Source organism: Kitasatospora sp. NPDC093550, from assembly GCF_044764985.1.
Taxonomy (GTDB): domain Bacteria; phylum Actinomycetota; class Actinomycetes; order Streptomycetales; family Streptomycetaceae; genus Kitasatospora.
In genome coordinates this window covers 149,774-172,231 of the sequence record NZ_JBIWJF010000016.1, presented here as the reverse complement: position 1 = coordinate 172,231, position 22,458 = coordinate 149,774, and the positions used below count along the sequence as shown (strand labels likewise).

Below are 22,458 nucleotides of genomic sequence, written 5' to 3'. Positions count from 1 at the left end.
GGAGCCCACGGCCCGGCGGCTACGGGTTCGGCCGCCGCGCGCCCTCGACCCGGCCTCCGCGCACCACGACCATGGTCAGGCTGATCGCGACCAGCAGCTCCGCCCAGAAGAAGGCCGCGTAGTCCAGCAGCGAGCCGATCGGCGGGTTGCCGGGCGCGGCGTTGCGCATGCCGACGAGGGCGAACAGGGTGGCGGCCATCCAGCTGAGGGCGGGCCAGATGATCCCGCGCCGCTGCCGCACGATCAGCCAGGCCGCCACCAGCGCGGACAGTGCCAGCGCCCACATCGCGGCCATCATGAACCAGGCCAGGATGAAGGTGCTGCGCGAGCGGCCGATCCGTTCCCGCGCCCCGACGACGCCGTCCCGGGTCTCCGTCGCACCCTGCCGGAAGGCGAAGAACGGCTCGCTCTCCTCGACCCTCATCACCACCGGGACGGCCCGGCCGCCGGCCGTCGCCCGGAAGCCGATGTCCGCGCGGTAGCTGTCGAAGGGGTAGTCGGTGATCCGCCCGTTCAGCAGGCTGAACACCACCGTGCCGGCGCCGATCTGCCGGCCGGCCCCGTACGTGAGCGAGGTCTGTTCCAGCGAGGTGGTCTCCACCACCACGTCCTGCGCCGGGACCAGCGGCTCGTCCGGCGCCCGCAGCGCGCCGTGCGGCTGGACCAGGACCTTCGTGGTGAGCGTCTGCGCGGCCGCGTCGACCCGCTGCAGCACCACGTTCACCTCCAGGTAGTCCGGGCCGGGCGCGGTGCCCACCAGCTGGGGGTGGCTCCGGCTGGACCGCTCGTCGAGGTAGAGCAGCAGACCGGCGACGACCGACAGCACGATGGCCGTCGCGACGGCGTAGGCGCTCCACGGCCTGACCTTGGGCCGGGTCGCGCTCGCCGCCCGCACCCGGGTGTGGATGCGGACCCGCGGCCGGGTGCTGGGGCGCGATGACCGGGTGGCCCCGCGCTGCGGCGTGCTCATCGACCTGCTCCCACGGTCGGCGGCGGCGGCCCGAACGCCGCCCGTCCCGCAAGCGTCCGCACGGCACCACCCGTCCCGCAAGCCCCGACGGCCGATCGGGGCCCCGCGGGAAGCACGGGAAACCGGCTGGTCGGAGGTGGTGTGTAGGCTCAACGGTCATGGCGAGGGTGACACGGGACGATGTGGCGCGGGCGGCGGGGACGTCCACGGCGGTCGTGAGTTATGTGATCAACGACGGGCCGCGGCCGGTGGCGCCGGCGACCCGGGCGCGGGTGCTCGCAGCGGTCGAGGAGCTCGGCTACCGGCCCAACCGGGTCGCCCAGGCGATGGCGCGGCGGCGCACCAACCTCCTCGGGATGGTCGTGCCGGACGCCCGGCAGCCGTTCTTCGCCGGGCTCGCGCACGCCGTCGAGCAGGCCGCCGCCGACCACGGCCGACTGCTGCTGATCGGCAACTCCGACTACGCCGACGAGCGCGAGGCGCACTACATCCGCGCCTTCCTGGGGATGCAGGTGGACGGCCTGATCCTGGTCACCCAGGACCCGGCCACCCCCGGGCTGACCGGTTTCGACGTCGCGGACGGCACCCCGGTGGTGCTGCTGCACCACCGCGCGGAGAGCGCCCACGGCGTGGCCGTCGTCGCGGACGACGAGGGCGGCGCCCGCGAGGTGGTCCGCCACCTGCTCGGGCACGGTCACCCCGAGGTGCACTGCTTCGGCGGGACGCTCGCGCTCAGCCCGCACGACCCGGTCACGGCGCGGACGGCCGGCTGGGTCGCCGCGCTGGAGGAAGCCGGGCTGCCCGTCGAGGGACGGCTCACCCCGGCCCCGTTCGACCGCGTCCGGGCACACGCCGAGGCGCTCGCCCTGCTGGCCCGGCCCGACCGGCCGTCCGCCGTGTTCTGCGCGACGGACGACCAGGCGATCGGCCTGCTGCGGGCCGCCGACGACCTGGGCATCCGGGTGCCGGAGGAGCTCGCGGTGGCCGGTTTCGACGACATCGCCGAGGCGGTGATCGCCGGGCCGGCGCTGACCACCGTCACCACCGCGCAGGACGAGATGGCCCGCGCGGCGCTGGACCTGGTCCTGGGCGGGCCGGAGCTGCGCGCGGCCGGCGCCCGGACCTTCCCGGCCCGTCTGGTGGTGCGCCGCTCCTGCGGCTGCCCGGCCACGGGGCGGGCAGCACGGGGCTGACGCCGGCGGGCCGGGCAGCGGCGCGTCGGTTCAGCCGGAAGGTCGCCTCGACCGGGTAGTGGTCGCTGGGCGCGGCGGCGCCGAGCTGGCCCGGTGCCCAGCCGGCCTGCGGGTCGACGTCGACCTTCACGTTCGACATCGCGGGCCGGCACCGGGCGCGGTCGCGGCTCCCACCGGTCCGGCCGCCGGAGCAGGTGCCGCCGATCACCGGGTGCGGTCCGGGGAGTGGTCGGCGGTCGAGCCGGGCGTCGGGTGTCGGGTGTCGGGTGTCGGGTGTCGGGTGTCGGGTGTCGGGTGTCAGAGGGGCGGGCGGACAGCGGTCAGCCGTCGAGGAGTTCGTCCGCGAGCAGGTCCATCAGCAGGTTGTCGTGCCAGGTGCCGTCCGACCCGCGCTCGTACTGGCGCATGGTGCCGACCGTGCGGAAGCCGACCTTGGCGTAGCAGCGGATCGCGGCCAGGTTGTCCGCGGCCGGGTCGATCACCAGCCGGTGGTAGTGGTGGTCCTGCACCAGGTACCGGGCCATCGTCCGCACCGCGTCCGTGCCCAGGCCCAGGCCGTGCACGGTCGGGTCGAGGTAGAGGTCCATCCCCGCGTGCCGGTACTCGTCGTCGTTGTTGGCGTACCACTGGATGGCGCCGACCACCTGGCCGCCCAGGTCGATCGCGAAGGTCTCGGTGTCGGGCGATTCCAGGTCGTTGGCGACCTCGGCCGGCAGGTCGTCGCCGCCCCGCCAGCGGGCGAACACCTCCGGCGTGCCGCGGATGGCCGCCAGGGCCGGGATGTCGTCGGTGGTGGCCGGCCGGAGGGTGACCAGCGCGCCGTGCAGAATCGTCCCCATATGGGGCATGTTGACACGGAAACCCGGCTCCGGCGAGACGTTTTACCGCTTTGCCCGCACCTCCGCGACCCGGGATGATCTCCGCCGTGAGCTACCTCGTCCTCGGTCTGGCGATCATCCTCGGCTACGTCGCCGTCATCACGGTCCGCAAGACCAGGGCCCGGCGCTGGGCCCTCACCGCGTACGACGCCCCCGCGTACGGCATGGTCCCCCGCGACCGGCTCGACCCGGGCCGCGCCGGGCCGCCGCCGCCCCGGCACCTCCGGCAGGAACGGCAGGCGATAGCCGACGCGGCCTGGGCCGGGAACTGGAAGCCCGCCGCCGCGTACGTCGAGGCCGCCGGGCAGGACTGGGACGAGCGCTGGCTCCGGTTCGAACTGCTGGACTCCGTCGCCCGCCGGGACGAGGGCTGGCTGAGGGCCTGGCGCGCGGCCGAACCGGGCAGTTGCGACGCGGCGGCCCTGGAGGCCCACCGGATGGTGCGCGCGGCCTGGGCGGTCCGCGGCTCCGGTCAGGCGGACGAGGTGCCGGAGGCGGACATGCGGGCCTTCCGGGCCATGCTGCCCGCGGCCATCGAGGCGGCCCGGCGGGCCGCGCGGCTCGACCCCGCCAACCCCGCGCCCTGGGTGGTCATGGTGGCCGCCGCCCGCGGCGCCCGGTACACGCCCAAGCAGTTCCGGGAGCTGTGGCGCGGGCTGGTCGAGCGGGCGCCGTACCACTACGAGGGCCACTGGCAGGGCATGCAGTACTGGTGCGCCAAGTGGCTCGGTTCGGACAAGAAGATGCTGGCCTTCGCCCGGCGGGCGATCAAGGTGGCCCCGGCCGGCAGCCCGCTGCCCGGCCTCTACCTGCACGCGCTCGGCGAGTTGGAGAGGCGCGGCACCCTCGGCGCGACGCTCGGCGGCGAGCTTGGCAGACAGCCGGTGCGGAAGGTGGCGGCCGCCCTCGCGCGGGTCCCACCGAACGACGAGCGGCTGACGCTGCTGCGGCACCTGCTCGCCTACTACGCGGGCAGGGCCGAGCTGTACCGCATCGCACTGGAGCAGTTCCGGGCGATCGGGCCGTGGTGCGGCTGCCAGCCCTGGACGAACGCGGCCGACCCGGTGGCCGCGTTCGACAGCGCCCGCGGGACGGCCGTCCGGCTCTCCCGCGCCAAGCCGCTGCCGCCGGAGCTGCGGCCCAAGGCGGCGCGGCAGCACTAACGGGGCCGACGGGGGCGTGCGGCGGCTACCCGGCGGGGGGCGCCGGGTCGCCGAGGGGGCCGAGCCAGACGGCGGTGACGGCGCTGACGTAGCGGGCGCCGCAGTGGTCGTCGGGCACGACGAGCTGGGGGCCTACGGCGTCCAGCGGGGTGCCGTCCATGCTGGTGGCCAGCAGGATCCGGCGGCCGCCGAAGTCCGGGTCGATCTCGGCCCAGGAGACCACCGCCCGGTGGCCGTCGGCCCCGACCACGGAGAGCAGGAAGCGCAGCCGCTGCTTGCGGCCGGAGAAGTCGATCCGGGGTCGGGCCGCACGCAGCACGTCGAGCAGCGCCGGGCCCTCGTAGCCGTGGCGCTGCTCGCCCCCGGTCAGGCAGTCGAAGCCGACCTCGACCCGGTGGGCGGGGAGGGCGCGCAGCTGGTCGACGGTCAGCTCGGCGGGCCGGTCGAGGTGGCCGTGCAGCCGGACGGTGGGTCTCGCCGGGGTCATGGTGCTCCTCCTCCGGGCCGCTGCGCCGCGGCCCGGAGGAGGACTACCCGAGGGGTCGTCCGGTCATTCGCAACTGCCAGGCTGAAAGGCCCTATTCAATCGCAGCTGCGATGACGTCCCGGCCGTTCCGCCGGAATCTGCGCTCAGGCTGCGGCGAACCCCAGCGCCCTGCGGACGTGGCGCATGTTGCCCGAGGTGCAGCCGATCAGGACCCGGTGCTCCCCCTCCCGGCACTCCATCACCGTCCAGTGCTTCTCGATCGTCTTCGGGTCGTCCGCGCGCCGCTTCCGGACCTCGACCAGTTCCATCCCGCTCGGCAGGTAGCGGGCCTGCGCGGTGTGTCCGCGGAGCGGCGAGATCGCCAGCGCGGTGGACGAGGCGTGCAGGTACTCCGGCGTCGCGCGACAGTACGGCCGGGCGCCGGTGACACAGCCCTCGAAGACCACCACCCGCCCCTCGGCGAAGCCGTCGCGATCCTTCCGCTCCCCCTTCCTCGCCTCGCCGATCGTGTCCGCCAGCACCTCGGCGACCGCCTCCAGGATGTCCATGAGCATCCGTGTCTCCCCTCCACCGCTCCGCTCACGCGGGCACCATTCGATCACGGACGGCCCTTCCGGCAGGCCCCGGGCACGGTTCCGTCGCCGACCCGGGTACGGCTGCCGCTGCGGGGGCTGCCGCGGATGCCGGGGCGGCCTCCCGGAGCGGTCCGGAGAATTCTTCGCGGCGGGTGTCGATCCGGCACCGGTCCGTTCGACGCAGGGGTGAGAGGCGGGGAGAGGCCCCGCCCGACCGGCCGAGGAGTCACCATGCCGCGTTTCATGACGCTGATCCGGATCGACGAGGAGCACCGCGCCGGCTGGGAGCCGGACCCGGAGTTCGACCAGCGGATGGGGGCCCTGTTCGAGGAGATCAGCAAGGCCGGGGTGATGCTGGAGACCGCCACGCTCACCCCGACCGCCCAGGGCAGCCGGGTGACCTGGAACGGCGGGACGGTCGGCTGCACCGACGGCCCGTTCACCGAGACCAAGGAGGTCATCGGGGGCTACGCCATCCTGCAGTGCAAGGACCACGCCGAGGCCCTGGAGTGGACCCGGCGCTTCCTGCGCGCCCACCCTGTGAGCTGGCACGTCGAGGCCGAGGTCCGGCAGATCGCCGAGTAGGTGTTCCGTCCCGGGCGGCGGCCCCGCGCCGACCCCCGTGCCGGTCGCGGTGACGTCCGGGCCCGTGTTTGCCTCCCTCCCCGCCGACTGCTCTGATGGGTGGCCGTGACGGAGAGGGAGGCGGCCGAGGCCGTCGAGACGGTGTTCCGGATCGAGGCGGCCCGGATCATCGCCGGGGTGGCCCGGATCGTCCGGGACGTGGGCATCGCCGAGGAGCTGGCGCAGGACGCGCTGGTGACCGCGCTGGAGCGGTGGCCGCGGGAGGGCGTGCCGGACAATCCGGGGGCCTGGCTGACGGCCGCCGCCAAGCACCGGGCGATCGACCTGGTCCGCCGCCGGGAGGTCTACGCCCGCAAGCTCGCCGAGGTGGGGCGGTCGCTGGAGGACGTCCCGCCGCCGGAGCCGGTCGAGTCGGACGACATCGACGACGACCTGCTGCGGCTGATCTTCACCGCCTGCCACCCGGTGCTGTCGGCGGAGGCGCGGATCGCGCTCACCCTCCGGCTGCTCGGCGGGCTGGCCACCCCGGAGATCGCCCGCGCCTTCCTGGTGCCCGAGCCGACGGTGGCGCAGCGGATCGTCCGGGCGAAGCGGACGCTGGCGAAGGCGGCCGTGCCGTTCGAGGTGCCGTACGGGGAGGACCGCGCGCAGCGGCTGTCGTCGGTGCTGGAGGTCATCTACCTGGTCTTCAACGAGGGCTACTCGGCGACCGCGGGGGACGACCTGCTCCGGCCCCGGCTGTGCGAGGACGCGTTGCGGCTGGCCCGGGTGCTGGCCGCGCTGATGCCGGCCGAGCCGGAGGTGCACGGGCTGGCCGCGCTGCTGGAGTTCCAGGCCTCGCGCACGGCCGCCCGGACCGGGCCGGACGGCCGGCCGGTGCTGCTGGCGGACCAGGACCGGGCGCACTGGGACGGGCTGCTGGTCCGGCGCGGCTTCGACGCCCTGCAGCGGGCCGGCACCGGGCCGTACTCGGTGCAGGCCGCGATCGCCGCCTGCCACGCGAAGGCGCGGCGGTACGCCGACACCGACTGGGCGACGATCGCCGCGCTGTACGAGCGGCTGCTGGCGCTGGCGCCGTCCCCGGTGGTGGCGCTGAACCGGGCGGTGGCCGTCTCGATGGCCCAGGGCCCGGCGGCCGCACTGGAGTTGGTGGACGCCCTGGCGGCGGAGCCGGCACTGCGGGGCTACCACCTGCTGCCGAGCGTGCGGGGCGATCTGCTGGCCCGACTGGGGCGGGCGGCGGAGGCCCGGGCGGAGTTCGAGCGGGCAGCGGAGCTGACCCGCAACGAGCGGGAGCGGGAGCTGCTGCGGGAGCGGGCGGCGGGGCTCGCCTAGCGGGTTCCGTTCGGGGTTCGGGGGCGCGCTCAGGGGAGGTCGGGCGGGCCCAGGGGGTGGCGGGTCCGGGGGTGGGCTCAGGGGGTGGCGGCTCGGGGGTCCGCTCAGGGGGTGTCGTCCTGGCGCAGGCGGGCGCTGACCGCGCCGAGGCCGTCCGCGAGGACGGCCAGCTGTTCGCGGGTGAGCACGTCGATCAGCAGCTCGCGGACCAGCGCGACGTGCCCGGGCGCGGCCTGGCGCAGCATCTCCCGCCCCTGGTCGGTGAGTTCGGCGAAGACGCCGCGCACGTCGCTGGGACAGGAGCGGCGGGCGACCAGGCCCATCCGCTCCAGCTGGGTGACCTGGTAGGTCAGGCCGCTCTTGGAGGTGACCAGCTTGTCGGCGAGTTCGGTCATCCGCAGCGAGTCGCCGGGGGCGGCGGACAGGTGCACCAGGATCTCGTACTGCTGGTGCGAGAGGCCGGAATCCTCCTTGAGCTGGCGCTCCAGCCGGCGGTTCAGCAGGTTGCTCGCGACGACGAAGCCCCGCCAGGCGGCCATCTCGTCCTGGTCCAGCCAGCGGGGTTCGTTCAGTGAGGACATGGGTGAAGCCTACTCCTGTTGTTCAAATTCGAACGAAGGTGTACCGTCGACGGCAGAGAGGTTCAAATTTGAACTAACACCGGGCGGAGGTCCGGTGACCGAACCGGTCCCGAGGAGGACGCCATGAGCGCCGCGGCCCCCGAGCGCATGCCCGCCCTGTACCTGTCGCACGGCGCTCCGCCGCTGGCCGACGACCCGGTCTGGCCGGGCGAGCTGGCCGCCTGGTCCGCCGACCTGCCCCGGCCCACGGCCGTGCTGATGGTCTCCGCCCACTGGGAGGAGGCGCCGCTGGCCCTCGGGGCCGTCACCACCGTCCCGCTGGTCTACGACTTCTGGGGCTTCCCCGAGCACTACTACCGGGTGCGCTACGCCGCCCCCGGCGCGCCGCAGCTCGCCGACCGCGTGCGCAAGCTGCTGCGCGCCCCCGGCACGCCCGTCCAGGACATCCCCGACCGCGGGCTCGACCACGGCGCCTACGTCCCGCTGGTGGAGATGTACCCGGAGGCCGACATCCCGGTGCTGCAGGTCTCGCTGCCCACCCTCGACCCGCAGCGGCTGCTGGAGATCGGCCGCAAGCTCGCCCCGCTGCGCGACGAGGGCGTGCTGATCGTCGGCAGCGGCTTCTTCACCCACAACCTGCGGGCGCTCAGCAACGACGGCCGGGTCACCTCGGTGATGGCCGAGTTCGACGACTGGGGCCGGCGCGCCCTGGAGGCCCACGACCTGGACGCGCTGCTCGACTTCGAGCAGAAGGCCCCCGCCGGACGCCTCGCCCACCCGCGCACCGAGCACTTCGCCCCGCTGTTCGTCACCCTCGGCGCGGGCGAGGCCGACCTGGACAGCCAGCGCAGCGTCATCGACGGGTTCTGGATGGGCCTCGCCAAGCGCTCGATCCAGCTGGGCTGACGGGTCCGGCTCCCTGGAGCACGCTCCATCCCCCAGAGCGCACGGCATCCCTAGAGCGCGCGGCATCCCTAGAGCGCGCAGCAGGTGAAGCGCTCGCCGATGTGCTCGGGCTGCTCGATCTCGTCCACCAGGGCGACCGCGAAGTCCGGCACCGAGATCCGGCTGCGGCCCCCGGCGTCGGTGAGCAACTGCTCCAGGCCGGTGCGGTAGTGGCCGGTCCGCTCCCCCGGGCCGATCTCGGCGGCCGGGCTGAGCACCGTCCAGCGCAGGTCGGAGACCGTCCGGTAGTAGTCCAGCGCCGCGCCGTGCGCGCGCATGATCTGCAGCACCGCCTCCGGCAACCCCGGGGTGTCCCAGACCCGGACGCCCGGCGCGGTCTCCAGGCTGCCCGCGCCGCCGACCGCGATCAGCCGGGGCGCCCCGCCGTCCAGCCGGCGCAGGCCCTCCACCAGGGAGCGGGCGGCGGGCTCGATCAGCGCCAGGTGGCCCGGGCCGTCGCCGCCGCCGACCGCGCTCACCAGGACGTCCCGGCCGGCCGCGACCCGGGCCACGTCCGCCGGGTCCAGCACGTCCCCGCGTTCCACGGCGACCGGCCCGCCCACCCCGCCCCGGTAGCGGGCCGGGTCGCGGACCACGGCGGTGACCTCGTGCCCGCGGGCCACCGCCTCCGCCACGACGGCGCTGCCGATGGTTCCGTTGGCGCCGATCACGGCGATCCTGGCCATGGGTACCTGCCTGGGTTCTCGGGGGTGGCCTCACCGGCGCCGGACAGGGTCGATTATCGGACGGAAACCCCGGGCGGCGGGCCGGGGCTTCGCCCTATCGTGTGACGGCCCGTCGAAAACCCGATCGAAGGACCGGCCGCAGAGATGACCCACAGGAACGGCGACCCCGTACGGGACGCCCTCGACGAGTGCCTGCGGGTGCTCGCTCCGCACGCCCGGGACCGCGACTGGAGCGTCCCCGCCGGGCCGCTGGAGTGGAGCTGCCGCGACACCGCCGCCCACATCGCCCACGACCTGCTCGCCTACGCCGGCCAGCTCGCCGCCCGGCCCAGGACCCGCTACCTGCCCTTCGACCTCACCGTCAGCCCCGACGCCGACCCGGACCAGGTGCTGGACGTCGTCCTCGCCGCCGGCGAACTGCTCGGCAACGCCCTCGACGCCGCCCCCGACGACCTGCGCGCCTACCACCACGGGCCCTGCGAGCCGCGCGGCTTCGCGGCGATGGGCGTCGCCGAGCTGGTGCTGCACACCCACGACATCGCCCTCGGCCTCGGCCTGACCTGGCAGCTGCCCGAGGTCTCCAGCCGCTTCGTGCTCAGCCGGCTCTTCCCGGACGCACCGGAGGAGGCGGACACCCACCCGGCGGAGACCCTGCTCTGGTGCACCGGGCGCGGGGAACTCGACGGCCGCCCGCGCCAGTCCTCGTGGGTCTGGCGGGCGGCCCGGGGTGAGTGGCCGGACTAGGCCGTGTCCGGCCGGGCGCGGGGGCCGGCCCGGGGCGGGGCCGGCCCCCGCCCCGGGCCGCGGCATTCCGGCCGGGGACGGGCGGTCAGGCGGCGCCGGTGGCGGCGCGCTCGGCGCGGCTGCGCTCGACGCAGAACTCGTTGCCCTCCAGGTCCGTCATGGTGACCCAGCCGGTGCCGTCCGGGCGGCGGTGGTCACCCACCACGGTGGCCCCCAGGGCCAGCAGGCGCTCCACCTCCTCGTCCCGGCTGCGGTCCTGCGGCTGCAGGTCGAGGTGGACCCGGTTCTTCACCGACTTGCCCTCGGGCACCCGGATGAAGAGCAGCGAGGCGCCGGCGGAGTCCACCAGGACCTCCGGGTCACCCGGCTTGTCGTCCTCGCCGAGAGTCCCCTCCAGGACCTCGGCCCAGAAGCCGGCCAGGGCGTACGGGTCGGCGCAGTCGATCGTCACATGTCGTACCAGAGAAGCCATGCGGCCCACTCTGACCGGGCGGGTTCGGATCCGTCCAGCCGTTTCCGGGAGTGCCGGTGACCGTCCGCCGGGTACGGCGGGAAGGCCGGGACGACCTCCGTGAAGGCGTAGCCGCTCTTCTCCGCGACCCGGCAGGAGGCGTGGTCGTCACCCTCGTGCAGCAGGTCGATCCGGTGCAGGCCGTCCCCGGCGAAGGCCGCGAAGGCCCGATCGGTGAGCCACTGCGCCGCCCCCTCCGGGTCGTCCACCGGGCTGCGGGTGAAGCGGCGCAGCGTGGCGTCCCGGTGGATCGCGATCAGCGCGGGCGCGTCGGCGCCCTCGAAGGGGCGCAGCACCAGGCCATCGGCCCGTGGCACCAGGCCGTCGGCCCTCGGGACGCGCCGCCGGCGGTCACTTCTGCAGTCCGTCCCAGCTCCAGCGCGGGGTGGGGCCGGGGTCGCCGAGGTCCGTGCCGGCCGGGGAGGCGGAGACGTCCTCGGCGATCCTGGTGCCCCAGTCGAAGTACTCCAGCACCCGCCGGCGCAGCAGCTCGTCCTCGGGCAGCTCCTCGCGGACCGCCTCGGCCATCAGCTCCATCCAGCGCAGCCGCTGCTCCTCGGTGATCGCCAGGCCCAAGTGGGCCCGCAGCAGGGCCTGGTGGCCGCCGTGCTCGTCGGTGAAGGCGGTCGGGCCGCCGAAGATCTCGGCCAGCCAGACGGCGACGTGCTCGATGTGGGTGGGGGTGAAGTCCGCGAAGACCGGGGCCAGCAGCGGGTCGGCGAGGACACCCCGGTAGAAGGTGTTGCTGAGACGCCGCAGGGCGTCGATGCCGCCGACGGCGTCGTAGAGGGTGTCGGGTCGTTGGTCGCTCATGGGTGTTCTCCCCGTGGGTTCGTGACCGTACGTCGAGGCCGTACGTCGTGGCCGCACATCGTGGCCGTTCGTCGTGGCCGTTCGTCGTGGCCGTGCGGTGGGACCTTCCTAGCAGGCGGACGGCGGCTCCGCCGATGCCACGACCCCCGTGTTCGCGCCGGGCACAGCAAGCGGAGGGACGGGCTCCTGCTCGCCGGTCGCCAGGCCGTGGATGCAGACCTCCCGGAGTGCGGGTGCGGGGTGGTGGTCGGTCACGCGCCGCATTCTGCCGCCCGTCTCCGACCGGCCCGCTTGACCCTGCCGCTGGCGGCAGGGTCGGAGGGTGGCCCCATGGACACTGTGAACGCGGTAGCGGAACGGGCCGTGGTGGTCACCGGGGCCGGGACGGGGATCGGGCGGGAGACCGCACGGGCCTTCGCGGCCGAGGGCGCCCGGGTGCTCGCGGTCGGGCGGCGAGCGGAGCCACTGGCGGAGACGGCGGCGGCCTGCCCCGGGCTGATCGAACCGCTGGCCGTCGACATCACCCGGCCGGACGCGCCGGAGGCGATCGTCGGAGCGGCGCTGGAGCGGTTCGGGCGGCTGGACGTCCTGGTCAACAACGCGGGCGTGACCGGCAGTGGCGGACAGCTCGGCGGCTACACCCGGGCGGGCGTCGGCGCCCTGCTGGGCACCAACCTGGTCGCCCCGGTCCTGCTGGGTCAGGCCGCGCTGCCGGCGCTGACCGGGAGCCGGGGCGTGATCGTCAACATCAGCACCGCCGTCGGCCTGCGCGGTTGGCCGTCCAACTCGGTGTACGCGGCGAGCAAGGCCGCGCTGGAGACGGTGACCCGCAGCTGGGCGGTGGAGCTGGCGCCGCGCGGGATCCGGGTGGTGGCGGTGGCGCCGGGGGCGGTCGAGACGCCCATCGGCGAGCACGCCGGGCGCAGCCCCGAGCAACTGGCGGCGCTGCGGGCCTGGCAGATCGCGCACACCCCGCTCGGCCGGATCGGCCGCCCTGCCGAGGTGGCCTGGGCGGTCACCCGACTCGCCTCGCCGCAGGCCTCGTTCGTGAGCGGCGTAGTGTTGTCGGTCGACGGGGGCGCACTGGTGGCCTAGGGGTGCGTCGTCGGGCGTCGTCGGGTGGGGCGTCGCCGGTTGGGGCGTTGTCGGGTGGGGTGGTGGCTGCGGGTGCGGATCGGTGAGTTGGCGCGGGCGACGGGGGCGACGGTCCGGGCGCTGCGGCACTACGAGGAGGCCGGGCTGATCGGCTCCGAGCGCGAGCCGAACGGTTACCGCGACTACCGGGAGTCGGCGGTCGTCCGGGTGCGCAACATCCGTGCGCTGGTGGGTACCGGGCTCACCCTGGAGGACGTCCGGCCGCTGCTGGGCTGTCTGGACGGGGACGTCCTGGCGAACCGGCCGTCCGAGCGGGTGCTGGCGATCGCCCGGGAACGGCTGGACGTGCTGGACCGCCGGATCGCCGCCCAGACCGAGGCGCGCGACCGGCTCGCGGCGGCCCTCGCCGGTGCCGCGAGTGCTACGGCCGCCACGCACGCCGCGGCTGCTACGACGGAAGGGTGACACCCCCGATCGGGGGTGTGCACGGGGCGGGCGGGAGAGGACAGTGGGCGCATGCAGATTCCACTCTCCGTCATGGACTTCCTCGACCGGGCCGAGCTGGTCTACGGCGACCGGGTCGGCATCGTCGACGAACCGGCGCAACCGGCCGAATCCTGGGGCGAGCTGAGCTACCGCCGGGTCGCCGAACTCGCCCGCGCCCAGGCGGCGGGGCTGGACCGGCTCGGGGTCGGGCCCGGCGAACGGGTCGCGGTCGTCTCGCACAACTCCGCGAGACTGCTCACCTCCTTCTTCGGGGTGAGCGGCTACGGCCGGGTGCTGGTCCCGGTGAACTTCCGGCTGAAGGCCGAGGAGGTGTCGTACATCGTCGAGCAGAGCGGCGCCTCCGTCCTGCTGGTCGACCCCGAACTCGCCGACGCCCTGGACGGGGTGGTGGCCGAGCACAAGTTCGTCATCGGGGCGGACAGCGACGCCCTGCTGTACGACTTCGACAACGCCCCCCGCCCGTACGCCGTGTCCGAGAACGACACCGCCACCATCAACTACACCAGCGGAACCACCGCCCGCCCCAAGGGCGTTCAGCTCACCCACCGCAACGTCTGGCTGAACGCGACGCTGATGGGCCTGCACTACGGCGCGAACGACCGGGACGTCTACCTGCACACCCTGCCGATGTTCCACGCCAACGGCTGGGGCCTGCCGTTCTCCCTCACCGGGCTCGGCGCCCGGCACATCGTGCTGCGCAAGGTGGACGGCGCGGAGATCCTCCGCCGGGTCGAACGGCACGGGGTGACCTTCCTGTCCGGTGCGCCCGCCGTGGTGCAGATGGTGCTGGACGCGGCCGCCGACTGGGACGGCCCGGTGCCCGGCCGGGACCGGGTGCGGATGATCGTGGCCGGCGCACCGCCGCCGACCTCGGTGGTGCAGCAGGTCGAGGAGCAGCTGGGCTGGGAGTTCATGCAGCTCTACGGTCTGACCGAGACCGCGCCGATCGTCACGGTGAACCGCTCGCGGGCCGAGTGGGACGCGCTGCCGGCCGCCGAGCGGGCCGAGAAGCTGGTGCAGGCGGGCGCCCCCGCGCTCGGCACCCGGCTGCGGGTCGACGAGCAGGGCGAGGTGCTGGTGCGCTCCAACACCGTGCTGGACGGCTACTGGAAGCAGCCGGAGGCCACCGCCGAGGCACTGCGGGACGACTGGTTCCACACCGGCGACGGCGGCACCCTGGTGGACGGCCAACTGAGCATCTCGGACCGGAAGAAGGACGTCATCATCAGCGGCGGGGAGAACGTCTCCTCGATCGAGGTGGAGGACTGCCTGTACGGCCACCCGGCGGTCGCCGAGGCAGCCGTGATCGGGGTGCCGGACGAGAAGTGGGGCGAGACGGTGAAGGCGCTGGTGGTCCTCCGGGACGGCCACGAGAAGGTCACCGAGGCCGAGTTGATCGCGCACTGCAAGCAGCGGCTGGCCGGCTACAAGTCGCCCACCTCGGTGGAGATCCGGGACGTGCTGCCGCGCACCGCCACCGGGAAGCTGCAGAAGTTCCGGCTGCGCGAGCCGTACTGGGCCGGGCGGGAGCGCCAGGTCAACTGAGCGCCGGCTCGCCGGGTCGGCCGTGCGGTTCAGTCGACGAGGCCGGTCTCCCGGGCCGCGAGAGCGAGTTCGGTCCGGTTGCGGACGCCGAGCTTGTGCATCGCGGACTTGAGGTAGCCGGTCACGGTGTTGCGGGTCAGGCCCAGTCGGGCGGCGATCTCCGGGTTGGTCCGGCCGGTCGCCGCCCAGCGCAGCACCTCGTGCTCGCGCGGGGTCAACGGCCTTACGGGGGCGACCGGTCGGGACTCCGGGCACGGCTCAGGGCGCGGCCGCGGGCGGGGCTCCGGGCGGGGCTCCGGGCGGGGTGCGCCGCGGCTCCAGGCGGCGGCCCCGGCGAGCGCCCGGGCGGCGGCCCGGGCCAGCGCGTCCACGGCGGAGATCCGGACGTCCCCGAACGGCACGACGGCCCGCACCGAGGCGTACACCACGCCGTGCACGGTTCCGCCGTCCATCAGGGGGACGGTCAGCATCGCGTACAGGTCGTCGGCGGCCACGCCCGCGTCGTAGTGGTGCGAGATGGTCGTCGCGGCGCGGTAGTCGGGCACCCAGGCGGGCGCCCGCTCGGCGAGCGCCCGACCGCCGAGGCCGAGACCGGCCGGGACGACCGCGTTGTGCAGCAGGTCGGCCCGGGTGCCCGCCCAGTGGCGCAGCACCATGCCCTCGTCGCCCTTCGCGTGCCCGGGCAGTTGCTCCGGCACGCCGACCAGTCCGACGTCCGCACCGCACTCCGCGACCACCCGGCGGGCGAGGTCGCCGAGCACGGCGTCCCGCACCAGCGCGGCGGCGCGCGCGGCGACTTCGGGGTCGTCGGGCGGCGCGGCGGCGCTGCCGGGGTGCGCGAGGCGGGGGTGCGCGAGGTGGGGGTCCGCAGCCCTTGTCATCGCGCGATTGTCACACGCGGTGGGGCCGGTGGCGAGAGTCCTGACGTGCGTGTTCCGTGGAGTGGCGGGCGCCGGTGACGGGGCGGGCGTAGGGTGCCGCCGTACGCTACCGGCGGGTAGCAGTCGCCGCGCCCGCCGGCCGTGATCCACTGCCGTGACGGTGTGATCGGAACTGTTGTGATCAGAGGGGAAGACCGATGACCGATCCGACCACCCCGACGGACGTCCTGCACGGGCTGCTGGCGGACCTGCGGGCCGAGAGCGCGGTGCTCGACGGCCTGGTGAGCGGCCTGCCGGCGGAGGACTGGGCCCGGCCGACACCCGCCGAGGGCTGGACGATCGCGCACCAGATCGCCCACCTGGCCTGGACCGACGACTGGACGGCCCTGGCCGCGCGCGACGCGGAGGGCTTCGGCGCGGCGCTCGGCGACCACTTCGGCGCCCTGCTGGAGGCCGGTGCCGACCCGGTCGAGGAGGGCGCCCGCGAGGGGGCGGCCGCCGAACCGGGCGCACTGCTCGCCCGCTGGCGGACCGGCCGGGAGGAGGCGCTGGCCGCCCTGGCCGCAGCGCCGTCCGACGTCCGGCTGCCCTGGTTCGGCCCGCCGATGAAGCCCGCGTCGATGGCGACCGCCCGGCTGATGGAGACCTGGGCGCACGGCCAGGACGTCGCGGACGCCCTCGGCGTCACCCGCGAGCCCACCGCCCGGCTGCGGCACATCGCCCACCTGGGTCTGCGCACCCTGGGCTTCGCCTTCGGCGCACACGGCCTGCCCGCGCCGGAGCGCCCGGTCCGGCTCGAACTGACCGCCCCCGACGGCGGCCTGTGGGCCCTCGGCCCGGCCGACGCCACGGACGTGGTGACCGGCCCGGCCCTGGACTTCTGCCTGCTGGTGACCCAGCGCCGCCACCGCGACGACCTCGCCCTCACCGCCACCGGCCCGGCCGCCACCGCCTGGCTCCCGATCGCCCAGGCCTTCGCCGGGGCGCCGGGCAAGGGCCGGGAGGCGGGGGCAGAGGGGGGACGGCAACCGGCCTCCGGTGCCTGAACCGCCCGGGACGGGTCTGTGCATAGACTGCGGTCTGCCGAATGCACCTACCGGAGGAGGCACCATGAGCTTCTACGAGCGGCACCGTGAGTTCGTCGAGGAGGTGCTGCGCACGGCTCCTGACGGTGTCCGTGTCGAGTGGTCCGGCGACACATTGGTCATGCAAGCGGCCCCGTCCAATATTCACCAGTTGAACATCGCACTCGTCCAGCGACAGTTCGAGCGCCACGTCCCGGACGACTACGCTTTCAGCGGCAACAGCGCGCTCACCACCCCCGACGTGACGAAGGAGCGCTCCCCCGATCTGACCTACCTTCCGATCGCCTCCCTCGCTCGGGGGGGCAATAGCACTCCCGCCGAGGAGGCCCTCGTCGCGGTCGAGGTGGTGTCGCCGTCCAATGCGGGGAACGACTGGGTGGACAAGCTCCGCGACTACGCGGTGATGCGCGTCCCGCTCTACCTGATCCTCGATCCGCGGGAGGGCACGGTCACGCTGTTCTCCGAGCCGAACCACGACCGCTACCACGTACGGCACGACCGGAAGTTCGGCGACAGCATGCGCGTCCCGGCCCCCTTCGACTTCGACCTGGACCTGAGCGCGCTGGTGCGCTACCCCGACTGAGCGGCCCGGGCCTCGGAGGCGTCGGAGGCCTCACAGGCCGATCCGGAGCGGGGTGAGCCGGGTGGCGATCAGGTTGGTGGCGCCGCGGTCGCGCTCGATGTGGCCGTGGACCAGCAGTCCGGCGCGGTCCAGGGCGGTGCGGCGCTGGGACTCCCAGACCGGGCGGTTGCAGATCACGTTGATCAGGCCGGTCTCGTCCTCCAGGCTGAGGAAGAGCACCCCGCCGGCCGTCGGCGGCCGCTGCCGGTGGGTGACCAGACCGCCGACCACCACCGCCGTTCCCGGTGGCACGTCCGGGAGTTGGGCCGCGGAGAGCGCGCCGCCGCGTTCCAGGTGGGCCCGCAGGTGCTGCAGCGGGTGGCTGGTGGCGGAGGTGCCGGTGGCCCACAGGTCGGCGATGGTCTCCTCGACCGGGCTCATGCCGGGCAGCTCCGGCGCCTCGGTGCCGGGCGTGGTGCCGGGGATCAGCGCGGCCGAGATTCCGGCGAACGCCCCTGCTGCCCACAGGGCCTGACGACGCGTCAGTCCGAAGCAGTCGAAGGCGCCCGCCGTCGCCAGCGCCTCCAGGACGGGAGCGGGCAGACCGGTGCGGCGGGCGAAGTCCTCCAGGTCGGCGTACGGCTGTCCGGCCACGATCGCCTCGGCCTGCGGGGTGCCGATGCCTCGGACGGTCTCCAGGCCGAGCCGGATGGCCGGCTGCGGGCGCCCGGCGGTCAGCGGCGGTTTCGGGGTCGGCCCCCGGTACGGCTCCAGGGTGGGGCGCGCGCCGCTGGCGTTGACGTCCACCCCGCGCACCCGTACACCGTGCCGCCGGACGTCCGCGACCAGGCTCAGCGGCGAGTAGAAGCCCATCGGCTGGTTGGCCAGCAGGGCGCAGGTGAAGGCCGCCGGGAAGTGGTACTTGAGCCAGGCGCTGGCGTACACCAGGTAGGCGAAGCTGATCGCGTGGCTCTCCGGGAAGCCGTAATGGGAGAAGGCCTCGATCTTGCCGTAGACGTCCTCGGCGACCTCCGGCGGGATGCCGCGCTCGGCCATCCCGCCCAGCAGCCGCTCGCGCAGCCGGGCGACCCGCTCGTGCGAGCGCTTGGCACCCATCGCCTGTCGCAGCTGGTCGGCCTCGGCGGGCGTGAACCCGGCGCAGTCGATGGCGAGTTGCATCATCTGCTCCTGGAACAGCGGCACCCCGAGGGTCTTGCCGAGCGCGTTCTCCATCAGCGGGTGCGGGCAGCCGGGCGGTTCGGCCCCGGCGCGGCGGCGCAGGTACGGGTGGACGGAGCCGCCCTGGATCGGCCCGGGGCGGATCAGCGCGACCTCGACCACCAGGTCGTAGAAGTGGTCCGGCTTGAGCCGGGGCAGGGTCGCCATCTGCGCCCGGGACTCGACCTGGAACACCCCGACGGTGTCGGCCCGGCGCAGCATCGCGTACACGCCCTCGTCGTCGTCCGGGATGGTGGCCAGGTCGTAGCGCAGGCCGTGGTGGAGCGCGACCAGGTCGCAGGCGTCGTGCAGGGCGGCGAGCATGCCGAGGCCGAGCAGGTCGATCTTCACCAGTCCGGCGCCGGCGGTGGACTCCTTGTCCCACTGCAGGACGGAGCGCCCGGGCATCCGGGCCCACTCGGTGGGGCAGATCTCGCCGATCGGCTCCCTGGTGAGCACCATGCCGCCCGAGTGGATGCCCAAGTGACGCGGCAGGCCGTGGAGTTGACCGGCGAGCGAGAGCACGTCGGCCGGGATGACGGCGTCCGCGCCGGGGGCGGAGCGGAAGTCGGTCTGCCGGCTGAACGCGTCCACCTGCCCCTGCGGGTAGCCGAGCACCCGGGCGGCGTCGCGGATCGCCAGCCGGGGCCGGTAGGTGATCACATTGGCGACCTGGGCGGCGTGCTCGCGCCCGTACCGGCCGTAGACGTACTGGATCACCTCCTCACGGCGGCGGTTCTCGATGTCCAGGTCGATGTCGGGCGGCCCGTCCCGGGCGGTGGAGAGGAAGCGTTCGAACAGCAGCTTGTAGTGGATCGGGTCGACGGCGGTGATCCCGAGGGCGTAGCAGACCGCGGAGTTGGCGGCCGAGCCGCGGCCCTGGCACCAGATGTCCCGGCTCCGGCAGAAGTCCACGATGTCGTGCACGATCAGGAAGTAGCCGGCCAGGGCGAGGTCCTCGATCACGTCCAGCTCCTTGGCGAGCTGGCGGCGGGCGGCGGCGTTGCCGGGCCCGAAGCGGGCCGGGCCGCCGGCCGCGACCAGGGCGCGCAGGTGGCTGATCTCGGTCTCGCCCCCGGGGACGGGATAGCCCGGCAGCTCCGGGTCAAGCTTGGCGAAGTCGAAGGCGCAGGCCCGGCCGAGGTCGACGGTGGCCCGCTGCACGCCCGGGAAGCGGGCCAGCCGGCCGGCCATCTCGCGGCCCGAGCGCAGGTGCGCGGTGCCGGCCGCCCTGGTCCAGCCGACCGCGTCCTGCAGGGTGCGGCGCTCCTGCAGCGCGGCGAGGCTCTGCGCGAGGCGGCCCTGGGCGGGGCCGGCGTGGTGGGCGTTGGTGGAGGCGACGACGGGCAGGCCCGCCCGGGCCGCGAGGGCGGCGAGGGCGTCGTTGCGCCGGTCGTCGCCGGGCAGCCACTGGTCGATCAGTTCGACGTGCACGTTCTCGCGGCCGAACGCCTCGGTGAGGGTGCGCAGTCGGCGCTCGGCCTCGGCCTGGCCGGGGGCATGGGGGTCGGGGGCATGGAGGTCGGGGGCATGGAGGTCGGGGGCATGGAGGTCGGGGGCGTGCTGGTGGTTGCGCCTGCGGGGGTCGCGTGCCTCGGCGAGGGCGGCGGGGACCCGGCCGAGGCGGCAGCCGGTCAGCACCGCCCAGTGGCCGCCGTGCGCCTCGGCCAGCGCCGCGAGGTCGTACGCCGGGCGGCCCTTCGCCCCGCCCGCCAGCTGGGCGGCGGCGATCGCGGCGGACAGGCGGCGGTAGCCGGCCGGGTCCCGGGCGAGGACCAGCAGGTGTTCGGTGCTCCGCTCGTGGCGGATGGTCAGCTCGGCGCCGAACACGGTGGCCACCCCGGTGCCCCGGGCCGCCTCGGCGAGCCGGACGGCGCCGTACAGGCCGTCGTGGTCGGTGATCGCGAGGGTCTCCACGCCCAACCGGGCCGCCTCGGCGACCAGGTCCTCCGGGTCGCTGGCGCCGTCCAGGAAGCTGAAGGCGGAGTGGACGTGCAGCTCCGCCCAGGGTTCGACGGCGTGCTCCGGCGCGGCCGGGGGTTCCTCCGGGGCGGGGCGGGGGCGCAGCGGGACGACCGTACGGTCCGTACGGCCCGTACCGTCCGGTGCCGTGCCTGACGCTGCCGTGCCTGCCGGGCCGGTCAGCCGGCGGTGCAGCTCGCTCCAGGGGAGGGTGGGGTGGCTGGTGAAGCCCATCGGGGGTTGCCTTCGTCGCTCTCGTGCTCGTCCTGCTCCCCCCGGTCGGATCGCCGGTCAGTCGTAACCGGCCTCCAGGTACCACGCACCCCCCTCCACGGTGAGCAGCAGCGCCCGGCCGCCGCCCAGCACGACCTGGAACCGCGCCCGGCGGCGGGCGAGCGACTGGTCCCACCAGTACTCGACCGCCGGCCAGGGCCCGGTCCAGCCGTCCACCGGCTCCTCCCGCCCCCGGACCACGACCAGGGCCGGCCGGGCCGACACCCCCGCCCGGCCGTCCACCGTGACCGGCTGCCCGGCCTCGTCCAGCACCCGCACCGGTGCGGGATCCCGCAGCACCACGGCCGGCCACACCTCCGGCAGCCGCCCCGGCCAGGGCGCGTCGGCCGGCACCGCCGCCTCGTACGGCTCGCCCCACGGCACCTTGACCGCCTGCTCGCCCGGGCCGCGCCCGCCGGCCGGCTCGATCCGGCGCAGCCCGGCGTGCCCGAGCACCGCCTGCACCCGGGCGACGGCGCGCTCCACCCGGTCGTCCGCGACGGCCTGGCCCCACAGCGCCAGCTGGCGGCCCTGGTCCGGGGAGAGGCCGTCGGGGGCCAGCCGGAGCAGGACGAAGCCGGTGTCGGGGCTCTCGTCACGGCCCTGGTCGGGGCCCCGCCCGCCGAGACCCTGGTCGGGGCCCTGGCCGGGGCCTTTGCCGGGGCCCTGGCCGGCAGGCCCGAAGGTGCCCGCGCCCTGCCACGCCTGGAGCTGCCAGCGGACCCGCTCGGCCAGTGCCGTCGCCGAGAGCCGGCCCTCGTGCCGCCACAGCCGGGAGGCCGTCCGGCCGTCCGCGCAGGCCACCTCGACGGCCACCCGGCGGCAGGTCAGCCCGGCCCCGGACAGCCGCTGGTGCAGCGCCTCGGCCAGCGTGCGGGCGACGAACACCAGCGGCTCGGCCAGCGGCTCCGGCGGGTCGAAGCGGTGCTCGACGGCGAGGTCCGGCTCCTCCTCACGCGGCACCAGCGGACGCGGCTGCAGCCCGCGGGCGAGTCGGTGCGCGACCGTCCCGGGCGGGCCGAAGCGGTCCGCGACCGCCTCCGGCGGCAGCGCGGCGAACGACCCGACGGTGGGCAGGCCGAGCCGTCCGAGCAGCTCGGCCAGCGCCTCGTCGCCCAGCGCGCTCACCGGGTAGGGGGCGAGGAACTCCGCCGTCCGTCCGGCCGGGACCAGCACCCCGGCACGGGCGGCCAGCACCGCGGCGAACAGGCCGTCGGCGACGCCGACTTGGGCGTGCGGGGTGAGGGGGGCGCCGGGGGTGCCGGGGGTGCCGGGGGTGCCGGGGGTGCCGGGGGTGCCGGATGCTTCGGCGGGCTCGGGAGTTCCAGCCGCCTCCGGAGCGTCGGCGGCCTCGGGGTTCACCGCGCCCGGGACGGCGTCCGGGACGGGCGGCTGCCCGAGGGCGTCCGCCACCGCCGTACGGACCTTGGCGGCCAGCGCCTCCTCGCCACCGAAGTAGCGGCCCGGGCCCTTCACCGGGATGGCGCACAGGCCCGGGCGGATCACCTCCACCCGGGGTGTGAACGCCTCCACCGCGGCGACCACCGGCTCGAAGCGGCGGGTCTCCGCCTCCGGGTCGCGGTCGCGCAGCTCCAGCTCCGGGCAGAGCCGCTGGGCCAGCTTGAGCCGCTGCCCCTGCCGCACCCCGGCCGCCCGGGCGCCCGCCGAGCAGGCGAGGATCCTCCCGCCCTCGGTCACCGCCACCGGGTCGTCACCCGTGACGGCCACCACCGGCCAGTCCGGGCACCAGACCACCAGCACCCGCGGGGTCCGGTCCCCCGCGGCTCCGGACGGGCTGGACACCCCGTTCCCGGACATCCCGTTCCCGGGCATCTCGCCCCTGGGCACCTCGTTCCCGGGCATC

The 22,458-nt window shown here is 75.1% G+C and carries 23 protein-coding genes; 11 read left to right on the top strand and 12 right to left on the bottom strand.

What is annotated here, in order from left to right:
- Positions 1–19 precede the first annotated feature (19 nt).
- The gene (locus tag ACIRD3_RS25425) at positions 20–970 is read right to left on the bottom strand and encodes a DUF4436 family protein (RefSeq protein WP_402220772.1); all 951 of its coding nucleotides are present in this window, start codon (positions 968–970) and stop codon (positions 20–22) included.
- 158 nt (positions 971–1,128) lie between these two features.
- Between ACIRD3_RS25425 and ACIRD3_RS25420 the strand changes: the two genes are divergently transcribed.
- Positions 1,129–2,163 (top strand): LacI family DNA-binding transcriptional regulator, encoded by a 1,035-nt coding sequence (locus ACIRD3_RS25420; protein WP_402220770.1) that lies wholly within the window; start codon positions 1,129–1,131, stop codon positions 2,161–2,163.
- 320 nt (positions 2,164–2,483) lie between these two features.
- Here ACIRD3_RS25420 and ACIRD3_RS25415 read toward each other — a convergent pair whose 3' ends face one another.
- Positions 2,484–3,002, bottom strand: a complete 519-nt coding sequence (locus tag ACIRD3_RS25415; protein ID WP_402220767.1) for a GNAT family N-acetyltransferase — start codon at positions 3,000–3,002, stop codon at positions 2,484–2,486.
- A gap of 86 nt (positions 3,003–3,088) precedes the next feature.
- Here ACIRD3_RS25415 and ACIRD3_RS25410 point away from each other — a divergent pair, with 86 nt between their 5' ends.
- Positions 3,089–4,204 carry a hypothetical protein gene (locus tag ACIRD3_RS25410; RefSeq protein ID WP_402220764.1) on the top strand — a complete coding sequence of 372 codons (1,116 nt, stop codon included), beginning with the start codon at positions 3,089–3,091 and terminating at the stop codon, positions 4,202–4,204.
- Between the two features lie 25 nt (positions 4,205–4,229).
- Here ACIRD3_RS25410 and ACIRD3_RS25405 read toward each other — a convergent pair whose 3' ends face one another.
- Both ACIRD3_RS25405 and ACIRD3_RS25400 read right to left on the bottom strand, forming a co-directional pair.
- A complete protein-coding gene (locus ACIRD3_RS25405; protein WP_402220761.1) occupies positions 4,230–4,691 on the bottom strand; it encodes a molybdopterin-dependent oxidoreductase in 462 nt (153 codons plus the stop codon).
- Between the two features lie 143 nt (positions 4,692–4,834).
- A complete protein-coding gene (locus ACIRD3_RS25400) occupies positions 4,835–5,245 on the bottom strand; it encodes a hypothetical protein (protein ID WP_402220758.1) in 411 nt (136 codons plus the stop codon).
- A 252-nt stretch (positions 5,246–5,497) separates the two neighbouring features.
- On the opposite strand from ACIRD3_RS25400, the gene ACIRD3_RS25395 reads away from it, so the two are divergent.
- Together ACIRD3_RS25395 and ACIRD3_RS25390 are read left to right on the top strand one after the other, a co-directional pair.
- Positions 5,498–5,851, top strand: coding sequence for a YciI family protein (locus ACIRD3_RS25395; protein ID WP_402220755.1), 354 nt, complete (start codon positions 5,498–5,500; stop codon positions 5,849–5,851).
- A 99-nt stretch (positions 5,852–5,950) separates the two neighbouring features.
- On the top strand, positions 5,951–7,186 hold the full coding sequence (locus ACIRD3_RS25390; RefSeq protein ID WP_402220752.1) for an RNA polymerase sigma factor: 1,236 nt from the start codon (positions 5,951–5,953) through the stop codon (positions 7,184–7,186).
- Between the two features lie 104 nt (positions 7,187–7,290).
- On the opposite strand, the gene ACIRD3_RS25385 is transcribed toward ACIRD3_RS25390, so the two are convergent.
- Entirely contained in the window at positions 7,291–7,758 is a 468-nt protein-coding gene (locus ACIRD3_RS25385) for a MarR family winged helix-turn-helix transcriptional regulator (RefSeq protein ID WP_402220871.1), read from the bottom strand.
- Between the two features lie 132 nt (positions 7,759–7,890).
- Between ACIRD3_RS25385 and ACIRD3_RS25380 the strand changes: the two genes are divergently transcribed.
- Complete coding sequence (locus ACIRD3_RS25380) at positions 7,891–8,673, top strand: dioxygenase (RefSeq protein ID WP_402220750.1); 783 nt, start codon at positions 7,891–7,893, stop codon at positions 8,671–8,673.
- Positions 8,674–8,741: 68 nt separating this feature from the next.
- Here the strand turns inward: ACIRD3_RS25380 and ACIRD3_RS25375 are convergent, their stop codons facing one another.
- A complete protein-coding gene (locus ACIRD3_RS25375) occupies positions 8,742–9,398 on the bottom strand; it encodes an NAD(P)-dependent oxidoreductase (RefSeq protein ID WP_402220747.1) in 657 nt (218 codons plus the stop codon).
- Positions 9,399–9,542: 144 nt separating this feature from the next.
- Here ACIRD3_RS25375 and ACIRD3_RS25370 point away from each other — a divergent pair, with 144 nt between their 5' ends.
- Positions 9,543–10,142: a maleylpyruvate isomerase N-terminal domain-containing protein gene (locus ACIRD3_RS25370; RefSeq protein ID WP_402220745.1), complete on the top strand. Its 600-nt coding sequence runs from the start codon at positions 9,543–9,545 to the stop codon at positions 10,140–10,142.
- Between the two features lie 85 nt (positions 10,143–10,227).
- On the opposite strand, the gene ACIRD3_RS25365 is transcribed toward ACIRD3_RS25370, so the two are convergent.
- Genes ACIRD3_RS25365 through ACIRD3_RS25355 form a run of 3 tightly spaced genes read right to left on the bottom strand, consistent with a single transcriptional unit; the run spans position 10,228 to position 11,466 of the window.
- Positions 10,228–10,614, bottom strand: a complete 387-nt coding sequence (locus ACIRD3_RS25365; protein WP_402220742.1) for a VOC family protein — start codon at positions 10,612–10,614, stop codon at positions 10,228–10,230.
- Positions 10,590–10,970, bottom strand: a complete 381-nt coding sequence (locus ACIRD3_RS25360) for a GNAT family N-acetyltransferase (protein ID WP_402220740.1) — start codon at positions 10,968–10,970, stop codon at positions 10,590–10,592. The genes ACIRD3_RS25365 and ACIRD3_RS25360 overlap by 25 nt, the downstream gene beginning before the upstream one ends.
- A 34-nt stretch (positions 10,971–11,004) precedes the next feature.
- Entirely contained in the window at positions 11,005–11,466 is a 462-nt protein-coding gene (locus ACIRD3_RS25355) for a group II truncated hemoglobin (RefSeq protein ID WP_402220737.1), read from the bottom strand.
- Between the two features lie 330 nt (positions 11,467–11,796).
- Between ACIRD3_RS25355 and ACIRD3_RS25350 the strand changes: the two genes are divergently transcribed.
- The 3 genes from ACIRD3_RS25350 (at position 11,797) to ACIRD3_RS25340 (ending at position 14,613) form a co-directional block, all read left to right on the top strand.
- The gene (locus ACIRD3_RS25350; RefSeq protein WP_402220735.1) at positions 11,797–12,561 is read left to right on the top strand and encodes an SDR family NAD(P)-dependent oxidoreductase; all 765 of its coding nucleotides are present in this window, start codon (positions 11,797–11,799) and stop codon (positions 12,559–12,561) included.
- Positions 12,562–12,633: 72 nt separating this feature from the next.
- Positions 12,634–13,026 carry a MerR family transcriptional regulator gene (locus ACIRD3_RS25345; protein ID WP_402220868.1) on the top strand — a complete coding sequence of 131 codons (393 nt, stop codon included), beginning with the start codon at positions 12,634–12,636 and terminating at the stop codon, positions 13,024–13,026.
- Positions 13,027–13,077: 51 nt separating this feature from the next.
- A complete protein-coding gene (locus ACIRD3_RS25340) occupies positions 13,078–14,613 on the top strand; it encodes an AMP-binding protein (protein ID WP_402220732.1) in 1,536 nt (511 codons plus the stop codon).
- Positions 14,614–14,642: 29 nt separating this feature from the next.
- On the opposite strand, the gene ACIRD3_RS25335 is transcribed toward ACIRD3_RS25340, so the two are convergent.
- Positions 14,643–15,494, bottom strand: coding sequence for a LuxR C-terminal-related transcriptional regulator (locus ACIRD3_RS25335; protein WP_402220729.1), 852 nt, complete (start codon positions 15,492–15,494; stop codon positions 14,643–14,645).
- A 197-nt stretch (positions 15,495–15,691) separates the two neighbouring features.
- Between ACIRD3_RS25335 and ACIRD3_RS25330 the strand changes: the two genes are divergently transcribed.
- Complete coding sequence (locus ACIRD3_RS25330) at positions 15,692–16,540, top strand: TIGR03084 family metal-binding protein (protein WP_402220726.1); 849 nt, start codon at positions 15,692–15,694, stop codon at positions 16,538–16,540.
- Between the two features lie 64 nt (positions 16,541–16,604).
- Positions 16,605–17,162 carry a Uma2 family endonuclease gene (locus ACIRD3_RS25325; protein ID WP_402220724.1) on the top strand — a complete coding sequence of 186 codons (558 nt, stop codon included), beginning with the start codon at positions 16,605–16,607 and terminating at the stop codon, positions 17,160–17,162.
- Positions 17,163–17,192: 30 nt separating this feature from the next.
- Here ACIRD3_RS25325 and ACIRD3_RS25320 read toward each other — a convergent pair whose 3' ends face one another.
- Together ACIRD3_RS25320 and ACIRD3_RS25315 are read right to left on the bottom strand one after the other, a co-directional pair.
- Complete coding sequence (locus ACIRD3_RS25320; RefSeq protein ID WP_402220722.1) at positions 17,193–20,555, bottom strand: error-prone DNA polymerase; 3,363 nt, start codon at positions 20,553–20,555, stop codon at positions 17,193–17,195.
- A gap of 57 nt (positions 20,556–20,612) precedes the next feature.
- Complete coding sequence (locus ACIRD3_RS25315) at positions 20,613–22,457, bottom strand: DNA polymerase Y family protein (protein ID WP_402220719.1); 1,845 nt, start codon at positions 22,455–22,457, stop codon at positions 20,613–20,615.
- Between the last annotated feature and the right edge of the window lies 1 nt (position 22,458).